General features: G+C 64.3%; 21 protein-coding genes. 6 read left to right on the top strand and 15 right to left on the bottom strand.

The window, feature by feature from the left end:
• Positions 1-6 precede the first annotated feature (6 nt).
• The gene (locus E1H16_RS08640) at positions 7-1,173 is read left to right on the top strand and encodes a hypothetical protein (RefSeq protein ID WP_134323286.1); all 1,167 of its coding nucleotides are present in this window, start codon (positions 7-9) and stop codon (positions 1,171-1,173) included.
• A 58-nt stretch (positions 1,174-1,231) separates the two neighbouring features.
• Here the strand turns inward: E1H16_RS08640 and E1H16_RS08635 are convergent, their stop codons facing one another.
• Positions 1,232-2,842 (bottom strand): ABC-F family ATP-binding cassette domain-containing protein, encoded by a 1,611-nt coding sequence (locus E1H16_RS08635; protein WP_279586364.1) that lies wholly within the window; start codon positions 2,840-2,842, stop codon positions 1,232-1,234.
• A gap of 180 nt (positions 2,843-3,022) precedes the next feature.
• Complete coding sequence (locus E1H16_RS08630) at positions 3,023-3,328, bottom strand: hypothetical protein (RefSeq protein ID WP_134323285.1); 306 nt, start codon at positions 3,326-3,328, stop codon at positions 3,023-3,025.
• A gap of 42 nt (positions 3,329-3,370) precedes the next feature.
• Here E1H16_RS08630 and E1H16_RS08625 point away from each other — a divergent pair, with 42 nt between their 5' ends.
• Positions 3,371-3,652, top strand: coding sequence for a hypothetical protein (locus E1H16_RS08625; RefSeq protein ID WP_134323284.1), 282 nt, complete (start codon positions 3,371-3,373; stop codon positions 3,650-3,652).
• A 47-nt stretch (positions 3,653-3,699) separates the two neighbouring features.
• Here E1H16_RS08625 and E1H16_RS08620 read toward each other — a convergent pair whose 3' ends face one another.
• The 9 genes from E1H16_RS08620 to E1H16_RS08580 all read right to left on the bottom strand — a co-directional run bounded on the left by E1H16_RS08620 (position 3,700) and on the right by E1H16_RS08580 (position 11,641).
• The gene (locus tag E1H16_RS08620; protein ID WP_208378937.1) at positions 3,700-4,737 is read right to left on the bottom strand and encodes a potassium channel family protein; all 1,038 of its coding nucleotides are present in this window, start codon (positions 4,735-4,737) and stop codon (positions 3,700-3,702) included.
• 6 nt (positions 4,738-4,743) lie between these two features.
• A complete protein-coding gene (locus E1H16_RS08615) occupies positions 4,744-5,085 on the bottom strand; it encodes a metal-sulfur cluster assembly factor (protein WP_134323283.1) in 342 nt (113 codons plus the stop codon).
• A gap of 3 nt (positions 5,086-5,088) precedes the next feature.
• Complete coding sequence (sufU, locus tag E1H16_RS08610; RefSeq protein ID WP_134323282.1) at positions 5,089-5,547, bottom strand: Fe-S cluster assembly sulfur transfer protein SufU; 459 nt, start codon at positions 5,545-5,547, stop codon at positions 5,089-5,091.
• Positions 5,548-5,556: 9 nt separating this feature from the next.
• On the bottom strand, positions 5,557-6,819 hold the full coding sequence (locus E1H16_RS08605) for an aminotransferase class V-fold PLP-dependent enzyme (RefSeq protein ID WP_134323281.1): 1,263 nt from the start codon (positions 6,817-6,819) through the stop codon (positions 5,557-5,559).
• Positions 6,816-7,580, bottom strand: a complete 765-nt coding sequence (gene sufC / locus E1H16_RS08600) for a Fe-S cluster assembly ATPase SufC (protein ID WP_134323280.1) — start codon at positions 7,578-7,580, stop codon at positions 6,816-6,818. The genes E1H16_RS08605 and sufC overlap by 4 nt, the downstream gene beginning before the upstream one ends.
• Before the next feature lie 43 nt (positions 7,581-7,623).
• On the bottom strand, positions 7,624-8,793 hold the full coding sequence (gene sufD / locus E1H16_RS08595; protein ID WP_134323279.1) for a Fe-S cluster assembly protein SufD: 1,170 nt from the start codon (positions 8,791-8,793) through the stop codon (positions 7,624-7,626).
• Positions 8,794-8,869: 76 nt separating this feature from the next.
• The gene (gene sufB / locus E1H16_RS08590) at positions 8,870-10,300 is read right to left on the bottom strand and encodes a Fe-S cluster assembly protein SufB (RefSeq protein ID WP_134323278.1); all 1,431 of its coding nucleotides are present in this window, start codon (positions 10,298-10,300) and stop codon (positions 8,870-8,872) included.
• 67 nt (positions 10,301-10,367) lie between these two features.
• Entirely contained in the window at positions 10,368-11,081 is a 714-nt protein-coding gene (locus E1H16_RS08585) for a helix-turn-helix transcriptional regulator (protein WP_243837794.1), read from the bottom strand.
• Positions 11,082-11,215: 134 nt separating this feature from the next.
• Entirely contained in the window at positions 11,216-11,641 is a 426-nt protein-coding gene (locus tag E1H16_RS08580) for a CBS domain-containing protein (protein WP_134323276.1), read from the bottom strand.
• A 95-nt stretch (positions 11,642-11,736) separates the two neighbouring features.
• On the opposite strand from E1H16_RS08580, the gene E1H16_RS08575 reads away from it, so the two are divergent.
• On the top strand, positions 11,737-12,678 hold the full coding sequence (locus E1H16_RS08575) for a COX15/CtaA family protein (protein ID WP_208378936.1): 942 nt from the start codon (positions 11,737-11,739) through the stop codon (positions 12,676-12,678).
• Here the strand turns inward: E1H16_RS08575 and E1H16_RS08570 are convergent.
• The 4 genes from E1H16_RS08570 to E1H16_RS08555 form a co-directional block, all read right to left on the bottom strand.
• Positions 12,675-13,112, bottom strand: coding sequence for a hypothetical protein (locus tag E1H16_RS08570; protein ID WP_134323275.1), 438 nt, complete (start codon positions 13,110-13,112; stop codon positions 12,675-12,677). The two genes, E1H16_RS08575 and E1H16_RS08570, sit on opposite strands and share 4 nt — an antisense overlap.
• Before the next feature lie 135 nt (positions 13,113-13,247).
• A complete protein-coding gene (locus E1H16_RS08565; protein ID WP_134323274.1) occupies positions 13,248-13,595 on the bottom strand; it encodes a hypothetical protein in 348 nt (115 codons plus the stop codon).
• A gap of 52 nt (positions 13,596-13,647) precedes the next feature.
• Positions 13,648-13,863: a hypothetical protein gene (locus E1H16_RS08560; RefSeq protein ID WP_134323273.1), complete on the bottom strand. Its 216-nt coding sequence runs from the start codon at positions 13,861-13,863 to the stop codon at positions 13,648-13,650.
• Between the two features lie 118 nt (positions 13,864-13,981).
• Positions 13,982-14,899, bottom strand: coding sequence for a heme o synthase (locus E1H16_RS08555; protein ID WP_134323272.1), 918 nt, complete (start codon positions 14,897-14,899; stop codon positions 13,982-13,984).
• A gap of 330 nt (positions 14,900-15,229) precedes the next feature.
• Here E1H16_RS08555 and tkt point away from each other — a divergent pair, with 330 nt between their 5' ends.
• Genes tkt through E1H16_RS08540 form a run of 3 tightly spaced genes read left to right on the top strand, consistent with a single transcriptional unit; the run spans position 15,230 to position 20,084 of the window.
• Positions 15,230-17,344: a transketolase gene (gene tkt, locus E1H16_RS08550; protein WP_243837793.1), complete on the top strand. Its 2,115-nt coding sequence runs from the start codon at positions 15,230-15,232 to the stop codon at positions 17,342-17,344.
• A gap of 24 nt (positions 17,345-17,368) precedes the next feature.
• A complete protein-coding gene (gene tal / locus E1H16_RS08545; RefSeq protein ID WP_134323271.1) occupies positions 17,369-18,463 on the top strand; it encodes a transaldolase in 1,095 nt (364 codons plus the stop codon).
• A gap of 13 nt (positions 18,464-18,476) precedes the next feature.
• Positions 18,477-20,084 carry a glucose-6-phosphate isomerase gene (locus tag E1H16_RS08540; protein ID WP_134323270.1) on the top strand — a complete coding sequence of 536 codons (1,608 nt, stop codon included), beginning with the start codon at positions 18,477-18,479 and terminating at the stop codon, positions 20,082-20,084.
• The last annotated feature ends 31 nt before the right edge of the window (positions 20,085-20,115 follow it).

The raw sequence follows: 20,115 nt of genomic DNA, 5'->3' as shown, positions 1-20,115 counted from the left end.
TGCACCATGCGCGGGCGGGTACGTGCCGATATCGTCGTGTGGTCCACCTTGCTGCTGTTTACGGTGGCCGGGCTCGTCCTACTGTCTGAGGACGCGGAGCTTTCCGCCGACGCGCTCAGGTTGGTCGGGGCCAACGGCCGACCGTGGCTCGTGCTGCCGGCGGCTGCCATCGCGTGCGGCGCGTTGGCGGCGCGCGATTGGCTGATGCGGTGTTCCTGGCCGGTTCTTCAAATCGCGTGTGCGGCCACCGCAACGACCTGGACGGCGTGCCTGCTGAGCACTCGCGGCGTGGTCTATGACGGCACCGAAGTGGGCACCTCGCTCGGCAACGCGCTCAGTACCTGGCTGCACGACGTTAACGACCTCGCCGGCTGGCTAGCCCCGCTGATTGTCGGCGCGTGTGCTGCGGCCGCATGCGTACTGTTGAACGCTGCGGTGCAGTCATTGTCCGGAGGAATTCAGGCCCGCCGCCTCGCCCCGGTCCTCGCGCTCAGTCCCGTTGCCAGCTTTGTCGCTGACGGCGCTCTCGTACTATCCGTGCTATCTGTCAGCGGCGTCCTCGCGTTGAGCGCGATGGCGAGCGAACGCGGCCGTGGATTGCTGTGGTCGACGGGACTCGGCCTGGCCTCCGGTGTATTGCTGGTTGCCAGTGCGCTCGCCGGATTCGCGGGGACAGCCGCGGGGGTCGGCATGTTGTGTGTGTACTTCTTGCGACGCAGGTCGTTGATGATTCTGGTCGCCGGACTCGGCGCATTGGCGACGCTGTTGTTGACGTGGGGCGTACTCGGCTGGTCATGGCCCCAAGAGTTCGGAGAGGCATCCGCATTCCGCTTAGATCGAAGTGAGGCACTCGCGGCGGGCGCGGTCGCGGCCGCCGTGATCGTGGCCGCGATCGGCGGCCCCAGCCTGCGTGAGTCGCTGCGAAAAGTACGCGGCACACCGTCATGGCCCATCATGATCACTGGCGTTGTCGCCGCTGTGCTGGCCATGATCACCCGGCCGGTCGCGCTCGGGATACTGCCGGCGGCCGCCGTGTGGGTTCCGCTGCTCAGTGTCGCCGCCTCAGCGCCGCCCCGTGCCGCAGAGACCCCCGACGGTCCCGCCACGGTATCGATGGTGCTCACTGCCGGGTGCGGACTCGGTGTGGCGCTGGCGGCTGCACTTCTGGTGTAGTTGCAGCGTCCCGACCGCCCTCAGCGCAGCGGCGGATGCGCGCTGGACGGTGTCCGGCCTAGGCCAGCGAGATGAGGTCCGCCAGGTCCTCGGACCAGTTGTCCTCGACGCCGTCCGGCAGCAGGATCACCTTCTCCGGGTTCAACGCGCGTACGGCCCCTTCATCGTGCGAGACCAAGATGATCGCGCCGGCATAACTGCGCAGCGCATCCAGAACCTGCTCCCGGGAAGCCGGATCCAGGTTGTTGGTCGGTTCGTCCAGCAGCAGCACGTTAGCGCCGCTGGAGACGAGGCTGGCTAGAACGAGACGAGTCTTCTCGCCGCCGGACAAGGTGCCCGCCGGTTGATCGACGGAATCGCCGGAGAAGAGGAAGGCACCGAGAATCTTGCGGAGATCGGTGCTCACGGCGTCGGGCGCGGCGCGGGTGATGTTCTCCAGCACGCTCGCCGTTGGATCCAGCGTGTCGTGCTCCTGCGCGAAGTAGCCGAGGCGCAACCCGTGACCGTGCAGCACTTCTCCGGTATCGGGTTGCTCAATTCCGAACAACAACTTCAACAGAGTCGTCTTACCGGCACCGTTCAGCCCGAGGATCACCACGCGCGCACCACGGTCGACCGCGAGGTCCACATCCGTGAAGATCTCCAGCGATCCGTAGCTTTTGGAGAGTTCCTTCGCGGTCAGCGGCGTACGACCGGCCGGTGCCGGATCGGGGAACCGGACGCGCGCAACACGATCGTGCACGATCTCATCCTCGAGCCCGGCCAGCATCGCCTCCGCACGGCGGATCATGTTCTGAGCGGCGACAGCTTTCGTCGCCTTGGCACGCATCTTGTCGGCCTGTGACAGCAGCGCACCGGCCTTCTTCTCCGCATTCGCGCGCTCGCGCTTACGACGCTTTTCGTCGACCTCGCGCTGCTTGAGGTATTCCTTCCAGCCCACGTTGTAGATATCCATCACCGCGCGGTTGGCATCCAGCAGCCATACCTTGTTCACGACGGCGTCGAGCAATTCGACATCGTGACTGATCACGATCAGCCCGCCGTCGTGCCGACGTAGAAAATCACGCAGCCAGCCGATCGAGTCAGCGTCAAGGTGGTTGGTCGGTTCGTCCAGCAGCAGGGTGTCCGCTCCGGAGAACAGGATTCGCGCGAGCTCGACGCGGCGGCGCTGACCACCGGACAGCGTGCTGAGTTCCTGTCCTAAAACCCGATCGGGCAGACCAAGGTTGGAACAGATCTGCGCGGCTTCGCTCTCAGCGGCGTATCCACCGTTGGCCGCGAACTGATCCTCGAGGCGCGAATACCGATTGATCATCCGGTCCCGCTCATCGCCGTCGGCCTCGCCCATTTTTTCGGACAACTCCGCCATCTTGCGCATGAGTTCGTCCAGGCCCCGAGCTGACAGCACCCGGTCGCGCGCGGTAACCGTCAGGTCGCCGCTCTTAGGGTCCTGCGGTAAGTAGCCCAAAGTCCCCTTGCGTTGCACCTGGCCCGCGCCGGGCAATGACTCGCCGGACAACATGCGTAGCGTCGTGGTCTTTCCCGCCCCGTTGCGTCCCACGAGCCCGATCCGGTCGCCAGGTAGCACCCGCATAGTCGCGTCCGAGATCAATACGCGTGCGCCGGCGCGCAGTTCGATCTTCTCGGCATTGATCACGGCAAGGCTCACTCATTTCGGCACCAGGGGAACCAATCCATTCTAGGTGGTTCGTCCACCGACTTTCCGGGTACGCGCGGTGCTTCGCGACACGATCCGGACGCCTGCTGCAGGACCATCCGGGCCAGTCGACAGGTCAGTCGGTCCATGGCGAGGCGCCAGGCCATTGAATTGTTGGCAAGCGCGGCGTCGTTAGTCGCGGAGGGATTTGGGCAGTCGCACCAGCGGCTGATTCAAGCCAGGGCCCACCGCGCGGGTCGCGCCCTCACGCTCGTGCGCGGCTGGAGCATCCGGATCGACTTGAGTGACGCCGCGCACCGCGATGGCCGTCAGTAGCCCAATGAGGATCGCCGCGAGCACGATGCGCACCATCAGGTTGTCCAGGAACATCCAGGTGATACCGCATGCAGCCGCCCCCGCCGCGCACAAGTGCACGAAGTACGGGTTCAGTTCATCGGGGTTCGGGTCCCCGGCAGCATACGGATCAAGGAAGGACATCGCACCGAGTGTAAAGTGCCGCACGGAGCTTAGGGAGGTGGCATGCTGATCAATCGATGGCTCGCACCGCGATCGGCCGGATTCGGACTGCTGATCGGGGTCGCGGTGTTTCTCTCGCTGCATATCGCGTATGACGCCAACCTGGCCGTCACGCTGATCACGCTCCTCGCCGGCGCCGCTGTTGCCGCGGCGTTGCTGTGGCGGGTACGTCGCACGCAATTGCTACGGACTCGTCAAGCGCAGGGTTACTTCGCCGCGGCGATGATCATCGCCGCGATAGTGCTCGTCATGTTGCCACCGGGCCTTGTGTTGAGCGCATTCTGAGACAGCGGCTCGGCGATCACCGAGCCGTCATTGGCTCTGGCCGCCCGCTATTCGGGCGGGGGCCGGTGCCGTGAACCGTCGCGGACGACGATGAGCGTGTCGTTCGGCAGCAACGAGGCGACCTCATCGTCGTAGAACCGGTATCGCTGACCGCCACGTAGGACGGCCATCACCTGATCCGAACACCACTTCGGCGAACGTCCTACCTCGTCCGGATGCACCGGGCGGCCGGTAACTTCGAGGCCTTCGCCGGGGCTGAGCAAGTCATCGAGAACATCCGCCAGGCCGGGATTTATCGACGCGATGGCCAACATCCGGCCGATCGAATCCGAGGATGTCACCACATTGTCCGCGCCGCTCTGCCGCAACAGGTGAACGTTGCTCTGCTCGCGTACAGCCGCAATGATGTGCGCGTCCGCATTGAGTTGGCGTGCGGTCAACGTGACCAGCACAGCGGTGTCGTCGCGGTTGGCGGTGATGATGATTTTCTCGGCGTCCGCTACGTGCGCACGCTCGAGTACTTCGCGCCGCGAGCCATCACCGACGATCGATGCGACACCATCGGCCTGCGCCTGACGGGTCGCTTGATCGGAAGGATCAATCACCAAGATGTGATCGGCATCCTTGCCGGTGCTCAGCAAGGTGGAGACGGCGGAGCGGCCTTTCGTGCCGTATCCGACCACGACGACGTGCTTGTGCATGTGCTTCCTCCAGCGAGCCAGACGAACACGCTCGCGTCCCTGACTAGCCAACACTTCCAACGTGGTCCCGACCAGCAGGATCAGGAACATGACGCGCAGCGGGGTAATCAGCACGATATTCACCATGCGCGCGGAGTCCGACACCGGCGTGATGTCGCCGTATCCGGTGGTCGTCATCGTCACTGTCGTGTAATACACCGCATCCAGCAGGTCCACGCCCGCATCATCGACGTCTCGATATCCATCTCGATCGATGTATACCGCGAAGACCACGATAGCCACCAACAGCAGCGCGATTCCGATGCGAACCGCGAGCGAGCGAACGGGCGACAGGATCTTCTCGGGCAGCCGAAGGAATGACCTGTCGGACGAACGGAACGCCACCTCGGGTTAGATGTTGAAACCGAGTGCGCGTAATTGCTCGCGACCATCGTCAGTGATCTTGTCCATCGACCACGGCGGCATCCAGACCCAGTTGATCTTGACGTCAGCACACAACCCAGGGCCGGGACCGCCGGTGACGGCCTGGTTGACCTGCTCTTCGATCACGTCAGTCAGCGGACAGGCAGCGGACGTCAGGGTCATATCGACCGTCGCGACGTCACTGTCGTCGATGTCCATGCCGTAGACCAGGCCGAGGTCGACCACGTTGATCCCGAGCTCAGGATCAACTACGTCGCGCAGTGCCTCTTCCAGATCGTCGAGCTTCGCTGTTTTCGTATCCTCGGACATGTCTTACTTCCCCTCTGGTACGGCAGCACCCGCGCGCGCTGCGGCGTCTTTGAAAGCCATCCAACCCAGCAACGCACATTTGATTCTGGATGGGAACTTCGCGACGCCGACGAACGCCACGCCGTCCTCCAGCACATCCTCGTCCGGTTCGGCCGCTCCCTTGCTCTGCATGAGTTCGGTAAATGCCGACATCTTCTCAAACGCATCGTCGACGGAGCGGCCGGTGACGAGTTCGTGCAGTACCGACACCGACGCTTGGCTGATGGAGCAGCCGACCCCGTCGTACGACACATCATCGACGACAGTGCCGTCATCCGATAGCTGCACACGCAACGTCACCTCGTCGCCACACGACGGGTTGACGTGATGAGCCTCGCCGCCAAAAGGCTCGCGCAGCCCTTTGCCCTGCGGGTTCTTGTAGTGATCCAGGATGATTTCCTGGTACATCGACTCAACCTGCACCAAATGCTCCTAGTAGCTCACGCGGAAGAAGGCCTTGACCTTCTCTAACCCCTCGATGAGCACATCTATTTCCGCGGTCGTCGAATAAAGATAGGGCGACACGCGATTCGACGCGGCCACACCGTATCGTTCGTGCACCGGTCGCGCGCAGTGATGCCCACCACGGATAGCGACCCCGTGTGAATCGAGGATCTGCCCGACGTCGTGCGGGTGCACCTCGGCGAGTTCGAAACTCACCGCTCCCCCACGATCTTCAGTCGTGGTCGGGCCCAGAATGCGCACGCCCTTCACCGTCTGCAGCGCATCAAGCGTGTACGCCGTCAACTCACGCTCGTGCTCAGCAACCGCGTTCATCCCCAGATTCTCGAGGTAGTCCACCGCAGCACCGAGCCCAATGATCTGCACGATCGGCGGAGTCCCCGCTTCGAATCGTGCCGGCGGAGGTGCGTACGTCGATCCGCTCATCTTCACGATTTCGATCATTTCGCCGCCGCCGAGGAACGGCGGGAGCTGATCGAGCAGGTCGTACCGGGCCCAGAGCACGCCGATACCGGTCGGTCCCAGCATCTTGTGACCAGTGAACGCGACAGCATCCGCGCCGAGCGAGGCCACGTCGTACGGCATTTGCGGTACGGCCTGCGACGCGTCAACGAACATCAGCGCACCGACGGAGTGCGCCTTGTCAGCGATCGCGCGGATCGGGTTGATCGTGCCCAACATGTTGGACACGTGAGTGATCGACACGATCTTGGTGCGCTCATTGATCAACTCGTCGATACCGCTGAGGTCAAGACGACCCTCGTCGGTGATCTCGAACCACCGCAACACCGCACCGGTACGTTCGGCCAGCAATTGCCAGGGCACGATATTCGAGTGATGTTCCATCTCGGAAATCACGATCTCATCGCCGGCGCGTAGTTCGAGATCGCCTCGCACATCGCCCATCGTGCGAGCGAGCAGGTTCAGCGCCTCGGACGCGTTCTTGGTGAACACGATTTCCTCGGGCCGCGCCGCACCGATGAACTGAGCGAGCCGCGCCCGCGCGCCTTCCATCGCCTCGGTGGACTCCGCACCGAGGCGATGCATGGCGCGCGCCACATTGGCGTTGTGATGAGCGAAATGATCACTCATCACATCGATCACCGACTGCGGCTTCTGCGAGGTGTTCGCCGAATCCAGATATACCAGCGGCACGCCGTCGTCGAAGACGCGCGAGAAGATCGGAAAATCCTTACGGACCTCCGTCACGTCGTACGACGCCGGTGTGTTCACGCCTCGGCGCCCACGTTCACGAAACGCTCGTAACCGTTGGCCTCAAGCTCTTCAGCCAGTTCCGGACCACCGGACTCGACGACCTTGCCGCCGGCAAACACGTGCACGTAGTCCGGCTTCACGTAGCGCAGGATTCGCGTGTAGTGCGTGATCAGCACGGTCGCCGTGTCACCGGCTGCGTGTACCCGATTGACTCCCTCGGACACGACACGCAGCGCGTCGATATCCAGACCCGAGTCCGTCTCGTCGAGGATCGCGACCTTCGGCTTCAGCAGTTCCATCTGCAGAATCTCGTGACGCTTCTTCTCACCGCCGGAGAAGCCTTCATTCACCGACCGCTCGCTGAACTCGGGGTCCATCTTGAGGTCAGTCATCGCTTCCTTGACTTCCTTGACCCAGGTGCGCAGCTTCGGCGCCTCACCGCGTACGGCGGTGGCTGCGGTGCGCAGGAAGTTGGCCACCGACACGCCTGGCACCTCGACCGGGTACTGCATCGCCAGGAACATGCCTGCCCGGGCACGCTCATCGACCGTCATGCCCAGGACGTCCTCTCCGTCCAGCAGCACTTCACCTGAGGTGATCGTGTACTTCGGGTGGCCCGCGACGCTGTAGGCCAGCGTCGACTTGCCCGAGCCGTTCGGGCCCATGATGGCGTGCGTTTCGCCCTGCTTAATCGTGAGATTGACGCCCTTAAGAATGGGCTTGGCACCGGTTTCGGTGTTGACACTGACGTGCAGATCGCGGATCTCAAGCGTTGCCACGGTTGCTGTTCTCCTGAAAATTTCGATGTATGGCTGGAATGTCTTAGGCGTTCGATCGGGCGAGCTCGACCTCGACGGCCTCGATGAGCTTCTCCTCGATCGACGGGATGCCGATTTTCCGAATGATGTCGGCGAAGAATCCGCGTACGACGAGTCGGCGGGCCTCCTCGGCCGGAATACCGCGCGACTGCAGGTAGAACAACTGCTCGTCGTCAAACCGGCCAGTGGTCGAGGCGTGCCCGGCGCCCTCGATCTCACCGGTCTCGATCTCCAGGTTCGGTACCGAATCGGCGCGGCATCCCTCGGTGAGCACCAGGTTGCGGTTTGCCTCGTAGGTCTCGATACCTTCGGCGACCTTGCGGATCAGAACGTCACCGATCCACACGGTGTGCGCGTCCTTACCCTGTAGTGCGCCCTTGTAGTCGACGTTGCTCTTGGTCTTTGGCGCGTCGTGATCGACGAACAGACGGTGTTCGATGTGCTGCCCGGCATCGGCGAAATAGATGCCCAGCAGTTCTGCCTGGCCACCTGGTCCGGCGTACGACACGGACGTGTTCGCGCGGACGAGATCCCCGCCGAAGGTCACCGCGATGTGCTTGAACTGGGCGTCACGACCGATCCGCGCGTGCTGCGCAGAGTGGTGGAAACCGTCGTCCGCCCAATCGTCGACAACGACGACGGTTAGTTGTGAGCCGTCCTCAACCAGGAACTCGACGGTGTCGGCCAAGGTGCTCGAGCCCTGAAAGTCGAACACGATCGTCGATTTGCTGAACTTGCCGGCGACCACGACGGTGTGCGCCGCGACCGCGGCACCGGCATCGCTGCCGGTGTGCCGCACGACTACTGGCTCATCCAGGACGACGTCGCTGGGCACGGTGATGGTGCGTACCTCGTCGGCGGCATGCCACGCGCGCGCGGTCACTCGATCTGTCGGCAGGAACCCGGTGACACCTTGCTGGTCAGTAGCCGCCGCAGAGACCTCCGCAGCAACCTCGGCAGGCTTTTCGATCGACACCTCGATCTGTCCGCCGAACGCCGCATCTTTGTGCAGATCGCGCATCCGGCGCATCGGGGTGAATCGCCAGATCTCCTCGTGCCCTGACGGAATCGCGTGATCGGCGACGTCGGTGGAGCCTTCGGGGTGCAGGTGGGACAGGACCTTGTCGGTCGTCTCGATCGCCTGCGCCACGGCAGGGATATCGGTAGCAGTCATTCTCTTCTTCTCTCGTGTGGTGGCCGCTGGTAACTACTGCTGTGCGGCGCGGCAACCCTCCGCGCCACGCGGGCAGTTAGCCCACCGCGCCTTCCATCTGCAGTTCGATGAGGCGGTTCAGCTCGAGCGCGTATTCCATCGGCAGTTCCTTCGCGATCGGCTCGACGAACCCACGCACGATCATCGCCATCGCTTCGTCCTCCTCCATGCCACGCGACATGAGGTAGAACAGCTGGTCTTCGCTGACCTTCGTCACCGTCGCCTCGTGACCCATCGACACGTCGTCGTTTCGAATATCGACGTACGGATAGGTGTCCGAACGGCTGATCTGATCGACCAGCAACGCATCACACTTCACGACCGACGACGAACCGGCCGCGCGAGCGTTGACCCGGACCAATCCGCGGTACGACGCACGACCGCCACCACGCGCGACCGACTTCGAGATGATCGAGGACGAGGTGTGCGGCGCGAGGTGCACCATCTTCGAACCGGCGTCCTGGTGCTGCCCTTCACCGGCGAACGCCACCGACAACACCTCACCGCGCGCGTGCTCGCCGAGCATGAACACGGCCGGGTACTTCATGGTGACCTTGGAGCCGATATTGCCGTCGATCCATTCCATGGTCGCCCCCTCGTGCGCGTTGGCACGCTTGGTGACGAGGTTGTACACGTTGTTCGACCAGTTCTGGATAGTCGTGTAGCGGCAGCGTGCGCCCTTCTTCACGACGATCTCCACGACCGCAGAGTGCAGCGAGTCCGACGAGTAGATCGGCGCGGTGCATCCTTCGACGTAATGCACGTAGGCGTCCTCATCGACGATGATCAAGGTCCGCTCGAACTGCCCCATGTTCTCGGTGTTGATCCGGAAGTAGGCCTGCAGCGGAATCTCGACGTGTACGCCCTTCGGCACATAGATGAACGAGCCACCGGACCATACGGCCGTGTTCAGCGCGGAGAACTTGTTATCCCCGGCGGGGATGACCGAGCCGAAGTACTCCTGGAACAGTTCTGGGTAATCGCGCAGTCCGGTGTCGGTGTCAACGAAGATGACGCCCTGCTCCTCCAGGTCCTCACGGATCTGGTGGTAGACGACCTCCGACTCGTACTGCGCCGCGACACCGGCAACGAGGCGCTGCTTTTCCGCCTCCGGGATGCCGAGCTTGTCGTAGGTGTTCTTGATGTCCTCGGGCAGGTCGTCCCAGCTCGCCGCCTGCTTCTCGGTCGAGCGGACGAAGTACTTGATGTTGTCGAAGTCGATTCCGGACAGGTCGGCGCCCCACTGTGGCATCGGCTTTTTGTCGAACAAGGACAGCGCCTTGAGCCGCGTATTCAGCATCCACTCGGGCTCATTCTTCAACGCGGAAATCTCGCGAACTACCTGCTCGGACAGTCCACGCTTCGCGATCGCGCCCGCGTCATCGGAATCGTGCCAGCCGTAGTTGTACCGACTCAGGGCCTCAATGTGCTCATCCTGAGTGATCTGCACGCCTTCGGTGGTGGTCATCAGAGAACCTCGTGTTCCTTCGCTATCGAATGCTCGAGAATTACGTGTGGATAGTTTGTTGTGCTGTTTAGGTGGTCGAGGATCGCTCACGCGCGCTAAGCGTGAGCGGCCCGGTACCTGGTACGTGTGTGGTGCAGACCCCGTCGCCGCGCGCGATGGTGGCTAGCCGTTGCACGTGACTGCCGACCAAACGCGCGATGACCTCAGTCTCGGCCTCACACAGTTCGGGGAACTCGGAGGCGACGTGCGCCACGGGGCAATGTCGTTGGCACAATTGCCCCCCAGAAGCCAGCGATTCCGCCGACGCAGCGTAGCCCTCTGCCGATAAGGCGCGCGCAAGTGCCTCCGCACGAGCGAGCGGATCGTCGCCAGCTCCGTCCATCGCGGTACGACACCGTTGTTCCAGACCCACGACCTGTTCGTCCGCGAACGCACGAACGGACTGACGACCAGCGACCGCCGCGATGTGTCGTAACGCCGATACGGCGAGATCGTCATAGGTGTGCGGTAGGTCGTCTCTCGCCGCGTCGGTGAGCGCGTAGCGCCGTGCTGGACGCCCGCGCCGACCGGCCTCGATCGACGTTTCGGCGACCAGGCCATCGTTGAGCATCACGTCCAGATGTCGCCGTACGCCGGCCGCTGTCAGTTGCAGCGCCGCCGCGAGTTCGGAGACGGTCTGCGAGCCGTGATTCAGCAGCAGCCCGATGATGCGCTCGCGCGTGCCACCATCGCCGGACGCCGGAACGGCGACGGCTTCGGTAGCGGCTGGAGCGATTTTCACAACACCCATGTTACCTAATTAGTGGGGTGTCGCGATTCCATCGACTTCGTGACCTCACCGACACAGGCATGCCTAACTAATAGCGAGGCTCGCCTTACCTAAGCGAGAGCCGGGTGCGCCGATGCCGACGTCAACTACTGACTGACGTACTTCGAGAGTTGATCGCGTTCGAACTCAAGTTCGTCGATCGACGACTTCACGACGTCACCAATGCTCACGATGCCGACCATACGGCCGTCCTCGATCACCGGGACGTGCCTCACGCGCGCATCAGTCATTTGCCGCCGCAGCCCATCGACCGAATTTCCGAGCGTGGTGGTCTGTACGACCGCGGTCATGATGGCGCGCACCGGCGTGCCCTCGAGCGACGGAATGTCGCTCAAGTGGCGCACGACGTCGCGTTCAGAAACGATGCCTTCGATTACCTCGCCGTCGGCACTGACGATGACCGCTCCGATGTTGTGCTGGGCCATCACGTCGACGAGGTCCCGAATAGTCGCATCCGGCGCCATCGTGACAACCTCGGCGCCCTTTGTGCTGAGTATCTCGCTGATCTTCATGGTGCGCTCCCAGGTCGGGGACGGTGGAGGTAATGGTAGGCCTGGCGTGGCGCGCGACACAAGATTCCACTTCACAGGCCGCATACTCTAGGGGCGTGCGCATTCCTCTTCCCGCTGCCTCCGCGACCAATGTGCGTCGGCTGGCTCTGGCCAACCTGACCGCAAACATCGTCCTCGTCATCACCGGCGGCGTCGTACGACTGACCGGCAGCGGACTCGGGTGCGCACAGTGGCCAACCTGCAACGACGGCAACATCGTGCCGCACGCCGCAGCACCGGTACATACCTACATCGAATTCCTCAATCGCACTCTCTTCTTCGTCCTGGCACTGATTGCGCTCACAGCATGGCTGGTGATCCGTCGCCTGGAGCCCCGCCGCAAGGACATGTCTCGCCTGGCATTCCTGATCGGGCTCGGCATTCCGGCGCAAGCCGTGATCGGCGGAATCACCGTGCTCACCGGCCTCAACCCGTACACGGTGATGGCGCACTTGATGGCGACGATGGTGATCATCTACTGGTGCGGCGTGCTGTACAACCGCGCCCGCAATCTCGACCGAGTGGTGCCGGAGTACGCCAGTAAACCGATGCATTGGCTGGCCCGAATCCTGCTGGGTAGCACGTACCTCACGCTCGCCGCCGGCACCGTCGTCACTGGCTCCGGTCCGCATTCCGGTGATCCCGAAGCCGGCCGTACCGGATTCGACCCGGCATTCGTATCTCAGTTGCACGCCGACGCCGTCTTCCTGCTGATCGGCATCAGCATCACGGTGCTGGTCATCAGCTACATCGTGCGAGCCGACAGGCTGCGACGCGCCGCCTGGGCAATGGTGGGTGTCGAACTAGCTCAAGGTGTCGTGGGCTATGTCCAGTACTTCACGAACCTGCCTGAAGCACTTGTAGCCATACATCTTTTGCTCGCGGCAGTGCTGATGGCCTGCGTTACCTATGTCGCCGAAGAAATTCGGTACGTCCGCCTCGGCGGCGCTCGACAGGCCGAGCGCTCCGAGATGGCGCAGCCGGCGGAGTCGCTCTAGCCGGCGATCCTCAGACGGTCGCGCGCTTCACCGATACTGCCGTCGAGCGGATGCTGCACTTCACGATCCGCCCGCGCCATCGAGTGCCGCGACGCAGTCGGTTCGTTCAGGTTTTCTGATTCGCGCCCGATAGCGGCCATCCGCGCGTGCGCGAGGGTCAGATCGACCGCGAGATCATCGAGCACCTCTGCGTTGCGCCTGGCGGACGCCGAGACGACATCGAAGCCGTCCAGCACGTCGGTTAATGCCGCCTGCGCGGCGATCGCGTCGGCGTCCGTACCGAGGTGGTGCTCGTACTCATCGACCAGCACGTCGAGCAGATCGGCCAACCGCTCCCAACCGTGCGCGGCAGCCTCGGTATCGCCTACAGCATCCGAAGCGTCGCACCACGAACTGCGGCTCGCCGTCGGTCGGACCCGGGTGTACGCGCTCACGTCGCTCTCCTAGCGTCCCGAACCCCGTGACAGGGGCTGTACTGAACAGGCTAGGCGCTGACCTGCCACTCAGAGACGGTTCGGCCAGGAGTTCACGTGGAATCCGCGATCTGTTTGCTCGCCGACTGCAGCGCCTTACTTGCCGGCGGTGCGCCCGCGGCCCATCAAGCCCCACTCGTAACCGGTGGTGCGCACCGCACCCACGGCGTCGCGATCCCATTCGCCCTCGAGAACGTCAAAACCCGCGCTCGCACATGCCGTCATCGCAGTCTCGTGCGAACCAACGACCTGATCGCCATAGCGCCCGTCCTCGGCAACGACGACGATGCGACTGCGGAAGGCCGAAATGTGCTCGACGTAGACGAACTTCGCACCGCCGTGCGCCGATGCAAACCGACCGAGCCGCTTTGCGGCCGTCGAAGCTTCCTCGGACTCGTGAGCGGGGACGATGGCCGATTCGTCGGCGGCGGTTGCGTCGGTCATAGCACCAGAATAGCGTTCGGCCTGCACGACGGGCACGCCGTGTCGAGACCCGCTAGCGGCGACGTACGCCGGTGCGAGACTCGATCGCCGCGAGCCGCTCCAGCAGTAGCTCCACCCGTCGGCGGGCCGCGAGGACGGCCTCCTCGTGTCTACTGACCAACGATGGCGCGGATGGCACGCTCGGTAACCGCATCGGCGCTGCCGACAACGCTGCGAGGGCATCGCGGATCGCCGAAATGTGTTGGGACGTCGCCTCGCCGCGCACCACACTGCCCCCTCACGTCAATTGCCGTGGCGACGATGATGCTCCTTTACGCTATGCACACGGTGAATGGCACGTGGCCGACACGTGACGGATGCGCCACGAGTGAAAGGTGCAGATCCGTCTATAGAACGGCGTCGACGGCGATCAGCACGAAGACCAAGGTCAGGTAGGTGTTCGACATGTGGAACACCCGCATAGGACGGATCTGCGCACCGCGGACAGTCTGCACGTGCAGTTTGATGGTTTCCAGCAAGAACCACGCGCCCAGCACAGTGACTGTCACGCCGTACACCGGCCCGGTAGCGATCGGCCACAGCAGCACCGAACACGCCACCATCGCGATCGCGTGCCCCAGCATCTGCGCCGTAACGGTCTGGGGCTTCGCAACAACCGGGAGCATCGGTACACCCGCGGCCGCGTAATCGTCCTTGTACTTGATCGCCAACGCCCAGAAGTGTGGCGGCGTCCAGAAGAAGATCACCAAGAACATCATGACCGGAGCTAACGCGATATCTCCAGTCACCGCGGCCCAGCCGATCAACACCGGCATACAGCCCGCCGCACCGCCCCACACGATGTTCTGCGACGTACGCCGCTTGAGAATCATGGTGTACAGGACCACGTACAGCAGGATCGCCACCACGTTGAGCACGGTGGCCATCGGCGTCGTGTAGTACCAGAAGACTGCCGTTGAGAGCACACCCAGCACGACACCGAACACCAACGCATTGCGTGGCGCCACCACGTGCCGCACCAGCGGTCGGCGGCGAGTTCGGTGCATCACCGAATCGATATCGCGATCGACGTAACAGTTCAACGAGTTGGCCGAACCGGCCGACAACATGCCGCCGACCAACGTTTGCACGATCAGCCAGACACTGCCCACTCCCCCGGCGGCCAACATCATCGCGGGCACCGTCGTAATCAACAGCTGCTCGATGATGCGTGGTTTCGTCAGCGCAACGTATGCCCGCACTACATCCAGAGCGCTCCCACGCGGTTCGGATTGGGGCGCTGCACCGATCGTCTTCGTGCTCATGCGGTCGCCTCGCATGCGAGCGCACAAGGGCGCTGCCTGGCCGAGACGATGAGTTGCACGGGGGTTCGCTCTTCTACTAGAGGTTCGTAGATCGCGCGCAACAAGAAAAATAGCGCGCCAGCGTGCAAGTCTAGCCCGTACCACTCGCCAACAGCACCGACCGGCACAGTGTGACCCCTCACGCGGAGCACATTCCTGTGAGGCGAATCGCGTTCGATTCACCGAACCGAAGCCGATCGGTTCGGGAACGCCCACGTCGCCGGACTAGGCTGGGAGCGGCGCCGCGGAAATCTGCGCCCGCTGACCAGAGATGAACAAAGGAGCCCAGCTGTGACCGACCGCAGCGTCCCGCCCATGGTCTTGCCGGAGGGCTGGTCCGACCTCGACCGGCGGGCCATTGATACCGCCCGTGCCCTCGCGATGGACGCGGTCCAGAAGGTCGGCAACGGGCACCCTGGCACCGCGATGAGCCTCGCGCCCGCCGCTTACTACCTGTTCCAGCGCGCGATGCGACACGACCCCAGCGATCCCGACTGGATGGGGCGTGACAGGTTCGTGCTCTCGGCCGGTCACTCCAGCCTCACGCTCTACGTGCAGCTCTACCTCGCGGGATTCGGCCTTGAACTGGCCGACCTTGAGGCTCTGCGCACCTGGGGTTCACTCACGCCTGGCCACCCCGAACATGGGCACACCAGCGGTGTGGAGATCACCACCGGGCCGCTCGGATCCGGGCTCGCCGCATCGGTGGGAATGGCGATGGCGGCGCGTCGCGAGCGCGGTCTGCTCGACCCCGATACCGCGCCCGGGCAAAGCCCGTTCGATCACCACATTTTCGTGATTGCCTCCGACGGCGACGTCCAGGAGGGCGTGACCAACGAGGCGTGCTCGATCGCCGGAACGCAGCGGTTGGGCAACCTCGTCGTGCTCTACGACGACAACCACATCTCGATCGAGGACGACACGTCGATCGCGTTCACCGAAGACGTCTCCGCCCGGTACGAGGCGCTGGGGTGGCACGTGCTGAACGTGGACTGGACGACCGCAGACGGGTACCAGGAAAATCTGCAATCGCTCGAGGACGCGATCAACGAGGCCAAGCGGGTCACCGATCGCCCTTCGTTCATCAAGTTACGCACGATCATCGCGTGGCCGGCACCGACGATGCAGAACACCGGCGCCTCGCACGGCGCCGCGCTGGGCGCTGAAGAGGTCGCCGCGACGAAAACCGTGCTGGGTCTGGATCCGCAAAAGTCGTTCGATGTACCGGAGGACGTGCTGGCGCACGCCCGTGGCGCCGTTGATCGCGGTCGTGCCGCACACGAGGCGTGGGAGCGCGAATTCGACGCATGGCGCACCGCGAACCCGGAACGCGCTGAACTGTTGCAGCGCCTGCGCACCCGCTCCCTACCGGCGGGCTGGAGCGATGCGCTCCCGACGTTCGATGCGGATCCCAAGGGCTTGGCCACCCGTGCCGCATCCGGCAAGGTGCTGGGCGCGCTGGCTCCCGTACTGCCCGAACTGTGGGGCGGTTCGGCCGACCTCGCGGGTTCGAACAACACCACGATGGACGGCGAACCGTCGTTCCTGCCAGAGGATCGGCAGTCCACCGCGTTCCCGGGGAATCCGTTCGGCCGTACGCTGCACTTCGGCGTCCGCGAGCACGCGATGGGCAACATCCTCAACGGCATCGCGCTACACGGCGGCACCCGTCCGTATGGCGGCACCTTCCTGGTGTTCTCCGACTACATGCGACCCGCGGTCCGCCTCGCGGCCCTGATGCAACTGCCGGTGACCTACGTGTGGACGCATGACTCGGTCGGACTCGGCGAGGACGGTCCGACCCACCAGCCGATCGAGCACCTCGCTGCGCTACGCGCGATCCCCGGGCTGGACGTCGTACGCCCCGGTGACGCTAACGAGACCGCGGCCGCATGGCGCGCAGTGCTCGAGCACACCGACCGCCCCGCGGGTCTGGCCCTATCACGCCAGGCCGTGCCAACCCTCGACCGCTCGGTCCTCGCCTCGGCAGACCTCGTCTCGCGGGGCGGCTACGTCCTGAAGGACACCGAGGGCACCCCCGATGTCATCCTGATCGGGACTGGCTCAGAGTTACACCTGGCTGTCCAGGCGGCTGAGGCACTCGCCGCCGAGGGTGTAGCCGCTCGCGTGGTCTCGATGCCCTGCCTGGAGTGGTTTGATGCGCAGGATGTCGAGTACCGCGATGCCGTATTGCCACCGGCCATCCGGGCTCGCGTCAGCGTTGAGGCCGGCACGGCGATGCCCTGGTACCGCCTGCTCGGCGAGGCCGGCCGTGCCGTCGCGATCGAGCACTTTGGTGCGTCGGCCGCCGCGGGCGTGCTGTTCGAGAAGTTCGGATTCACCACCGAAGCCGTCGTCAGCGCGGCGCGCGACAGCATTCGCGCCGCCGGCGCGGACGCATCCTAGACAGAGTTTGGAGAAGCGAGGCCGATGAGCACGAACGCGAACCTGAAAGACCTGTCCGAACGTGGGGTCGCCGTATGGTTCGACGACCTGTCGCGAGAGCGAATCACCGGAGGCGGTCTGAAGGCGCTGGCCGAGGAACGGTCAGTCGTCGGCGTGACCACGAACCCGTCGATCTTCCAGGCTGCGATCAGCGGATCTGACCAGTACGACGAACAGCTCTCCGACAGCGCCACGTTAGGGCTCACCGTCGACGAGACCGTCCGCTCCATCACCACGCGAGATGTGCGGGCGGCGTGCGATGTGCTCCGGCCGATCGCCGACGCGACGGGTGGGACAGACGGCCGCGTTTCGATCGAGGTCGATCCTCGCTCCGCACATGACGAAGCGAAAACTGTCGCAGAGGCGAAGTTGCTGTGGTGGATGGTGGACCGGCCGAACCTGTTCATCAAGATCCCGGCCACGGATGAAGGAATCCCCGCGATCACGGCGACGATCGCAGCGGGTATCAGCGTCAACGTCACGCTGATCTTCTCGATCGAGCGTTACCGGCAGGTGATCGAGGCCTACCTCGCCGGCCTGGAGCAGAGGATTGCCGCCGGCGGCTCACTCGATGGCCTGGAGTCGGTCGCGTCGTTCTTCGTCAGCCGGGTCGATACCGAGATCGACGCGCGGCTCGGTGACTCGGCTGCGGCGCTGCGGGGCAAGGCCGGTGTCGCGAACGCCCAGCTTGCCTATGAGGAGTTCGAGAAGGTGTTCACCTCAGAGCGTTGGGCCGCGCTGGAGGCCAAGGGCGCACGCAAGCAGCGCCCGCTATGGGCATCTACCGGGGTGAAGAACCCCGACTACCCCGACACGCTCTACATCGCCGAGCTCATCGCTGCGGACACCGTCAACACGATGCCCGAGAAGACCATGGAGGCGTACGCCGACCACGGTGCCCCCGGGACGGCAGTGACCGAATCCTACGAATCTGCCCGTCAGGTCCTCGCCGACGTCGTTGCCTCGGGCGTCGACCTCAACGACGTGTTCGCCGTCCTCGAGCGTGAGGGTGTCGAGAAGTTCGAGACCGCGTGGGCCGAGCTGTACCAGACCGTGACCGCCGCGTTGGAGAAGAAGTAAGGAACGAACCCGCATGCACCTCGACTGCCGAGCGCCATCCGATCTATCGACGACCATCGCCGACCTCGTTCGGGACAAGATTGCCTCGGCAGTCATGGCGCAGGATCCCACGCTGTGGGGTGCGGCCGCCGAGAGCGAGGCCGCTCAGCGCCTGGGCTGGGTGGACCTGGCGGAGACCTCACGTCCACTCCTCGCTGCGATCGAGGCCCTGGCAGCCGAGTTGCGCGAGGAGGGCCTGGACCGAATCGTGCTTTCCGGCATGGGTGGTAGTTCGCTAGCGCCCGAGGTGATCTGCGCAACCGACGGGGTACCGCTGATAACCCTCGATTCGACCGATCCGCACCAGGTCGCCGCGGCGTTCGAGGCCGATCTCGAACGCACCGTGCTGGTCGTCTCATCGAAGTCAGGCACGACGGTCGAAACCGATTCGCATCGCCGGTACGCCATCGAACGCTTCAACGAGGCCGGGATCGACCCCGCATCGCGGATCGTGATCGTGACGGATCCGGGATCGCCGCTGCAAACGCAGGCCGTAGAGTCCGGCTATCGGCGCGTGTTCGAAGCCAACCCGCACGTGGGCGGCCGCTACAGTGCGCTGACCGCGTTCGGGCTCGTCCCCGCCGGCCTCGCCGGGGCCGATATCTCCAGCTTGCTGGACGACGCGGCCGAGGTGACCGAGCTACTTGGCTCCGATAACGCCGAGAACCCGGCCGTACAGCTGGGTGCGCTGCTGGGCGCAGCCGAGCGTTCCGGGTCCGAGAAATTGGTGCTCGCCTCCCGCGGGTCGGCGAACGTCGATTTCGGGGCGTGGGCCGAACAGTTGATCGCCGAATCCACTGGAAAAGACGGACGCGGAATCCTGCCTGTCGTCGTCGAGGACGCTGCTGCGCCCGGCTTCGCGCGCGCGGGATCGGACGCCGTACTCGGCCTCCTTGGACCCGGTGAGGCGCCGGTCGCTGCCAGTGGATACGCCCTGGCCACGGACGGCCCGCTCGGCGCGCAGTTCCTGTTGTGGGAGATGGCTATCGCGATCGCCAGTCGCGTCATCGGGGTAAATCCGTTCGACCAGCCCAACGTCGAGGAGGCCAAACGAATGGCCCGCGCGCTGCTGGACGAGCCGGCGGCAGAGCAGGTTTCTCCCGCGCTGGAGCAAGATTGCCTGTCGGTGACGGTGCTGGGCGGTGCCCTAGGCACCCCGACCACGCTGACGAGCGCACTATCAGCACTGTTCAGTGCCGCCGCGGATGACGGGTACGTCGCTGTGATGGCGTACCTCGATCGGCACGCTGACGTCGCGCTGCGCGCATCGCGTCCACTGATCGCGCAACGTAGCGGCCGGCAGACGACGTTCGGGTGGGGCCCACGCTTCCTGCACTCCACCGGTCAGTACCACAAGGGTGGACACCCCAACGGCGTGTTCCTGCAGATCACCGCTGACAGCTCCGAAGATGCCGCGGTCCCCGACCGGCCGTACACCTTCGGATCGCTTCAGCGCGCGCAAGCCGCCGGAGATGCGCAGGTGCTCGCCGACCAAGGCCGGCCGGTATTGCACGTGCACCTGAGCGATCGGGCAGCGGGGATCACCGCGCTGCTCGCCGCCCTGAACGCCGAAGTCGCCTAACTCCACAGCCGCACTCGAGGAGGGAGCCGCG

The organism is Cumulibacter soli (genome assembly GCF_004382795.1).
Taxonomy (GTDB): Bacteria; Actinomycetota; Actinomycetes; order Mycobacteriales; family Antricoccaceae; genus Cumulibacter; species Cumulibacter soli.
Note: the sequence above shows the minus strand (reverse complement) of the source record. Positions and strands in the feature narration are given on the sequence as shown.

Bases quoted from the DNA above. Each gene is read 5' to 3' on its own strand.
- E1H16_RS08640 (WP_134323286.1), top strand. From the start codon at position 7: ATGCGCGGGCGGGTACGTGCCGATATCGTCGTGTGGTCCACCTTGCTG.
- E1H16_RS08630 (WP_134323285.1), bottom strand. From the start codon at position 3,328: ATGTCCTTCCTTGATCCGTATGCTGCCGGGGACCCGAACCCCGATGAA.
- E1H16_RS08625 (WP_134323284.1), top strand. From the start codon at position 3,371: ATGCTGATCAATCGATGGCTCGCACCGCGATCGGCCGGATTCGGACTG.
- E1H16_RS08615 (WP_134323283.1), bottom strand. From the start codon at position 5,085: ATGTCCGAGGATACGAAAACAGCGAAGCTCGACGATCTGGAAGAGGCA.
- sufD (WP_134323279.1), bottom strand. From the start codon at position 8,793: ATGACTGCTACCGATATCCCTGCCGTGGCGCAGGCGATCGAGACGACC.
- sufB (WP_134323278.1), bottom strand. From the start codon at position 10,300: ATGACCACCACCGAAGGCGTGCAGATCACTCAGGATGAGCACATTGAG.
- E1H16_RS08580 (WP_134323276.1), bottom strand. From the start codon at position 11,641: ATGAAGATCAGCGAGATACTCAGCACAAAGGGCGCCGAGGTTGTCACG.
- E1H16_RS08565 (WP_134323274.1), bottom strand. From the start codon at position 13,595: ATGACCGACGCAACCGCCGCCGACGAATCGGCCATCGTCCCCGCTCAC.
- E1H16_RS08555 (WP_134323272.1), bottom strand. From the start codon at position 14,899: ATGAGCACGAAGACGATCGGTGCAGCGCCCCAATCCGAACCGCGTGGG.
- tal (WP_134323271.1), top strand. From the start codon at position 17,369: ATGAGCACGAACGCGAACCTGAAAGACCTGTCCGAACGTGGGGTCGCC.
- E1H16_RS08540 (WP_134323270.1), top strand. From the start codon at position 18,477: ATGCACCTCGACTGCCGAGCGCCATCCGATCTATCGACGACCATCGCC.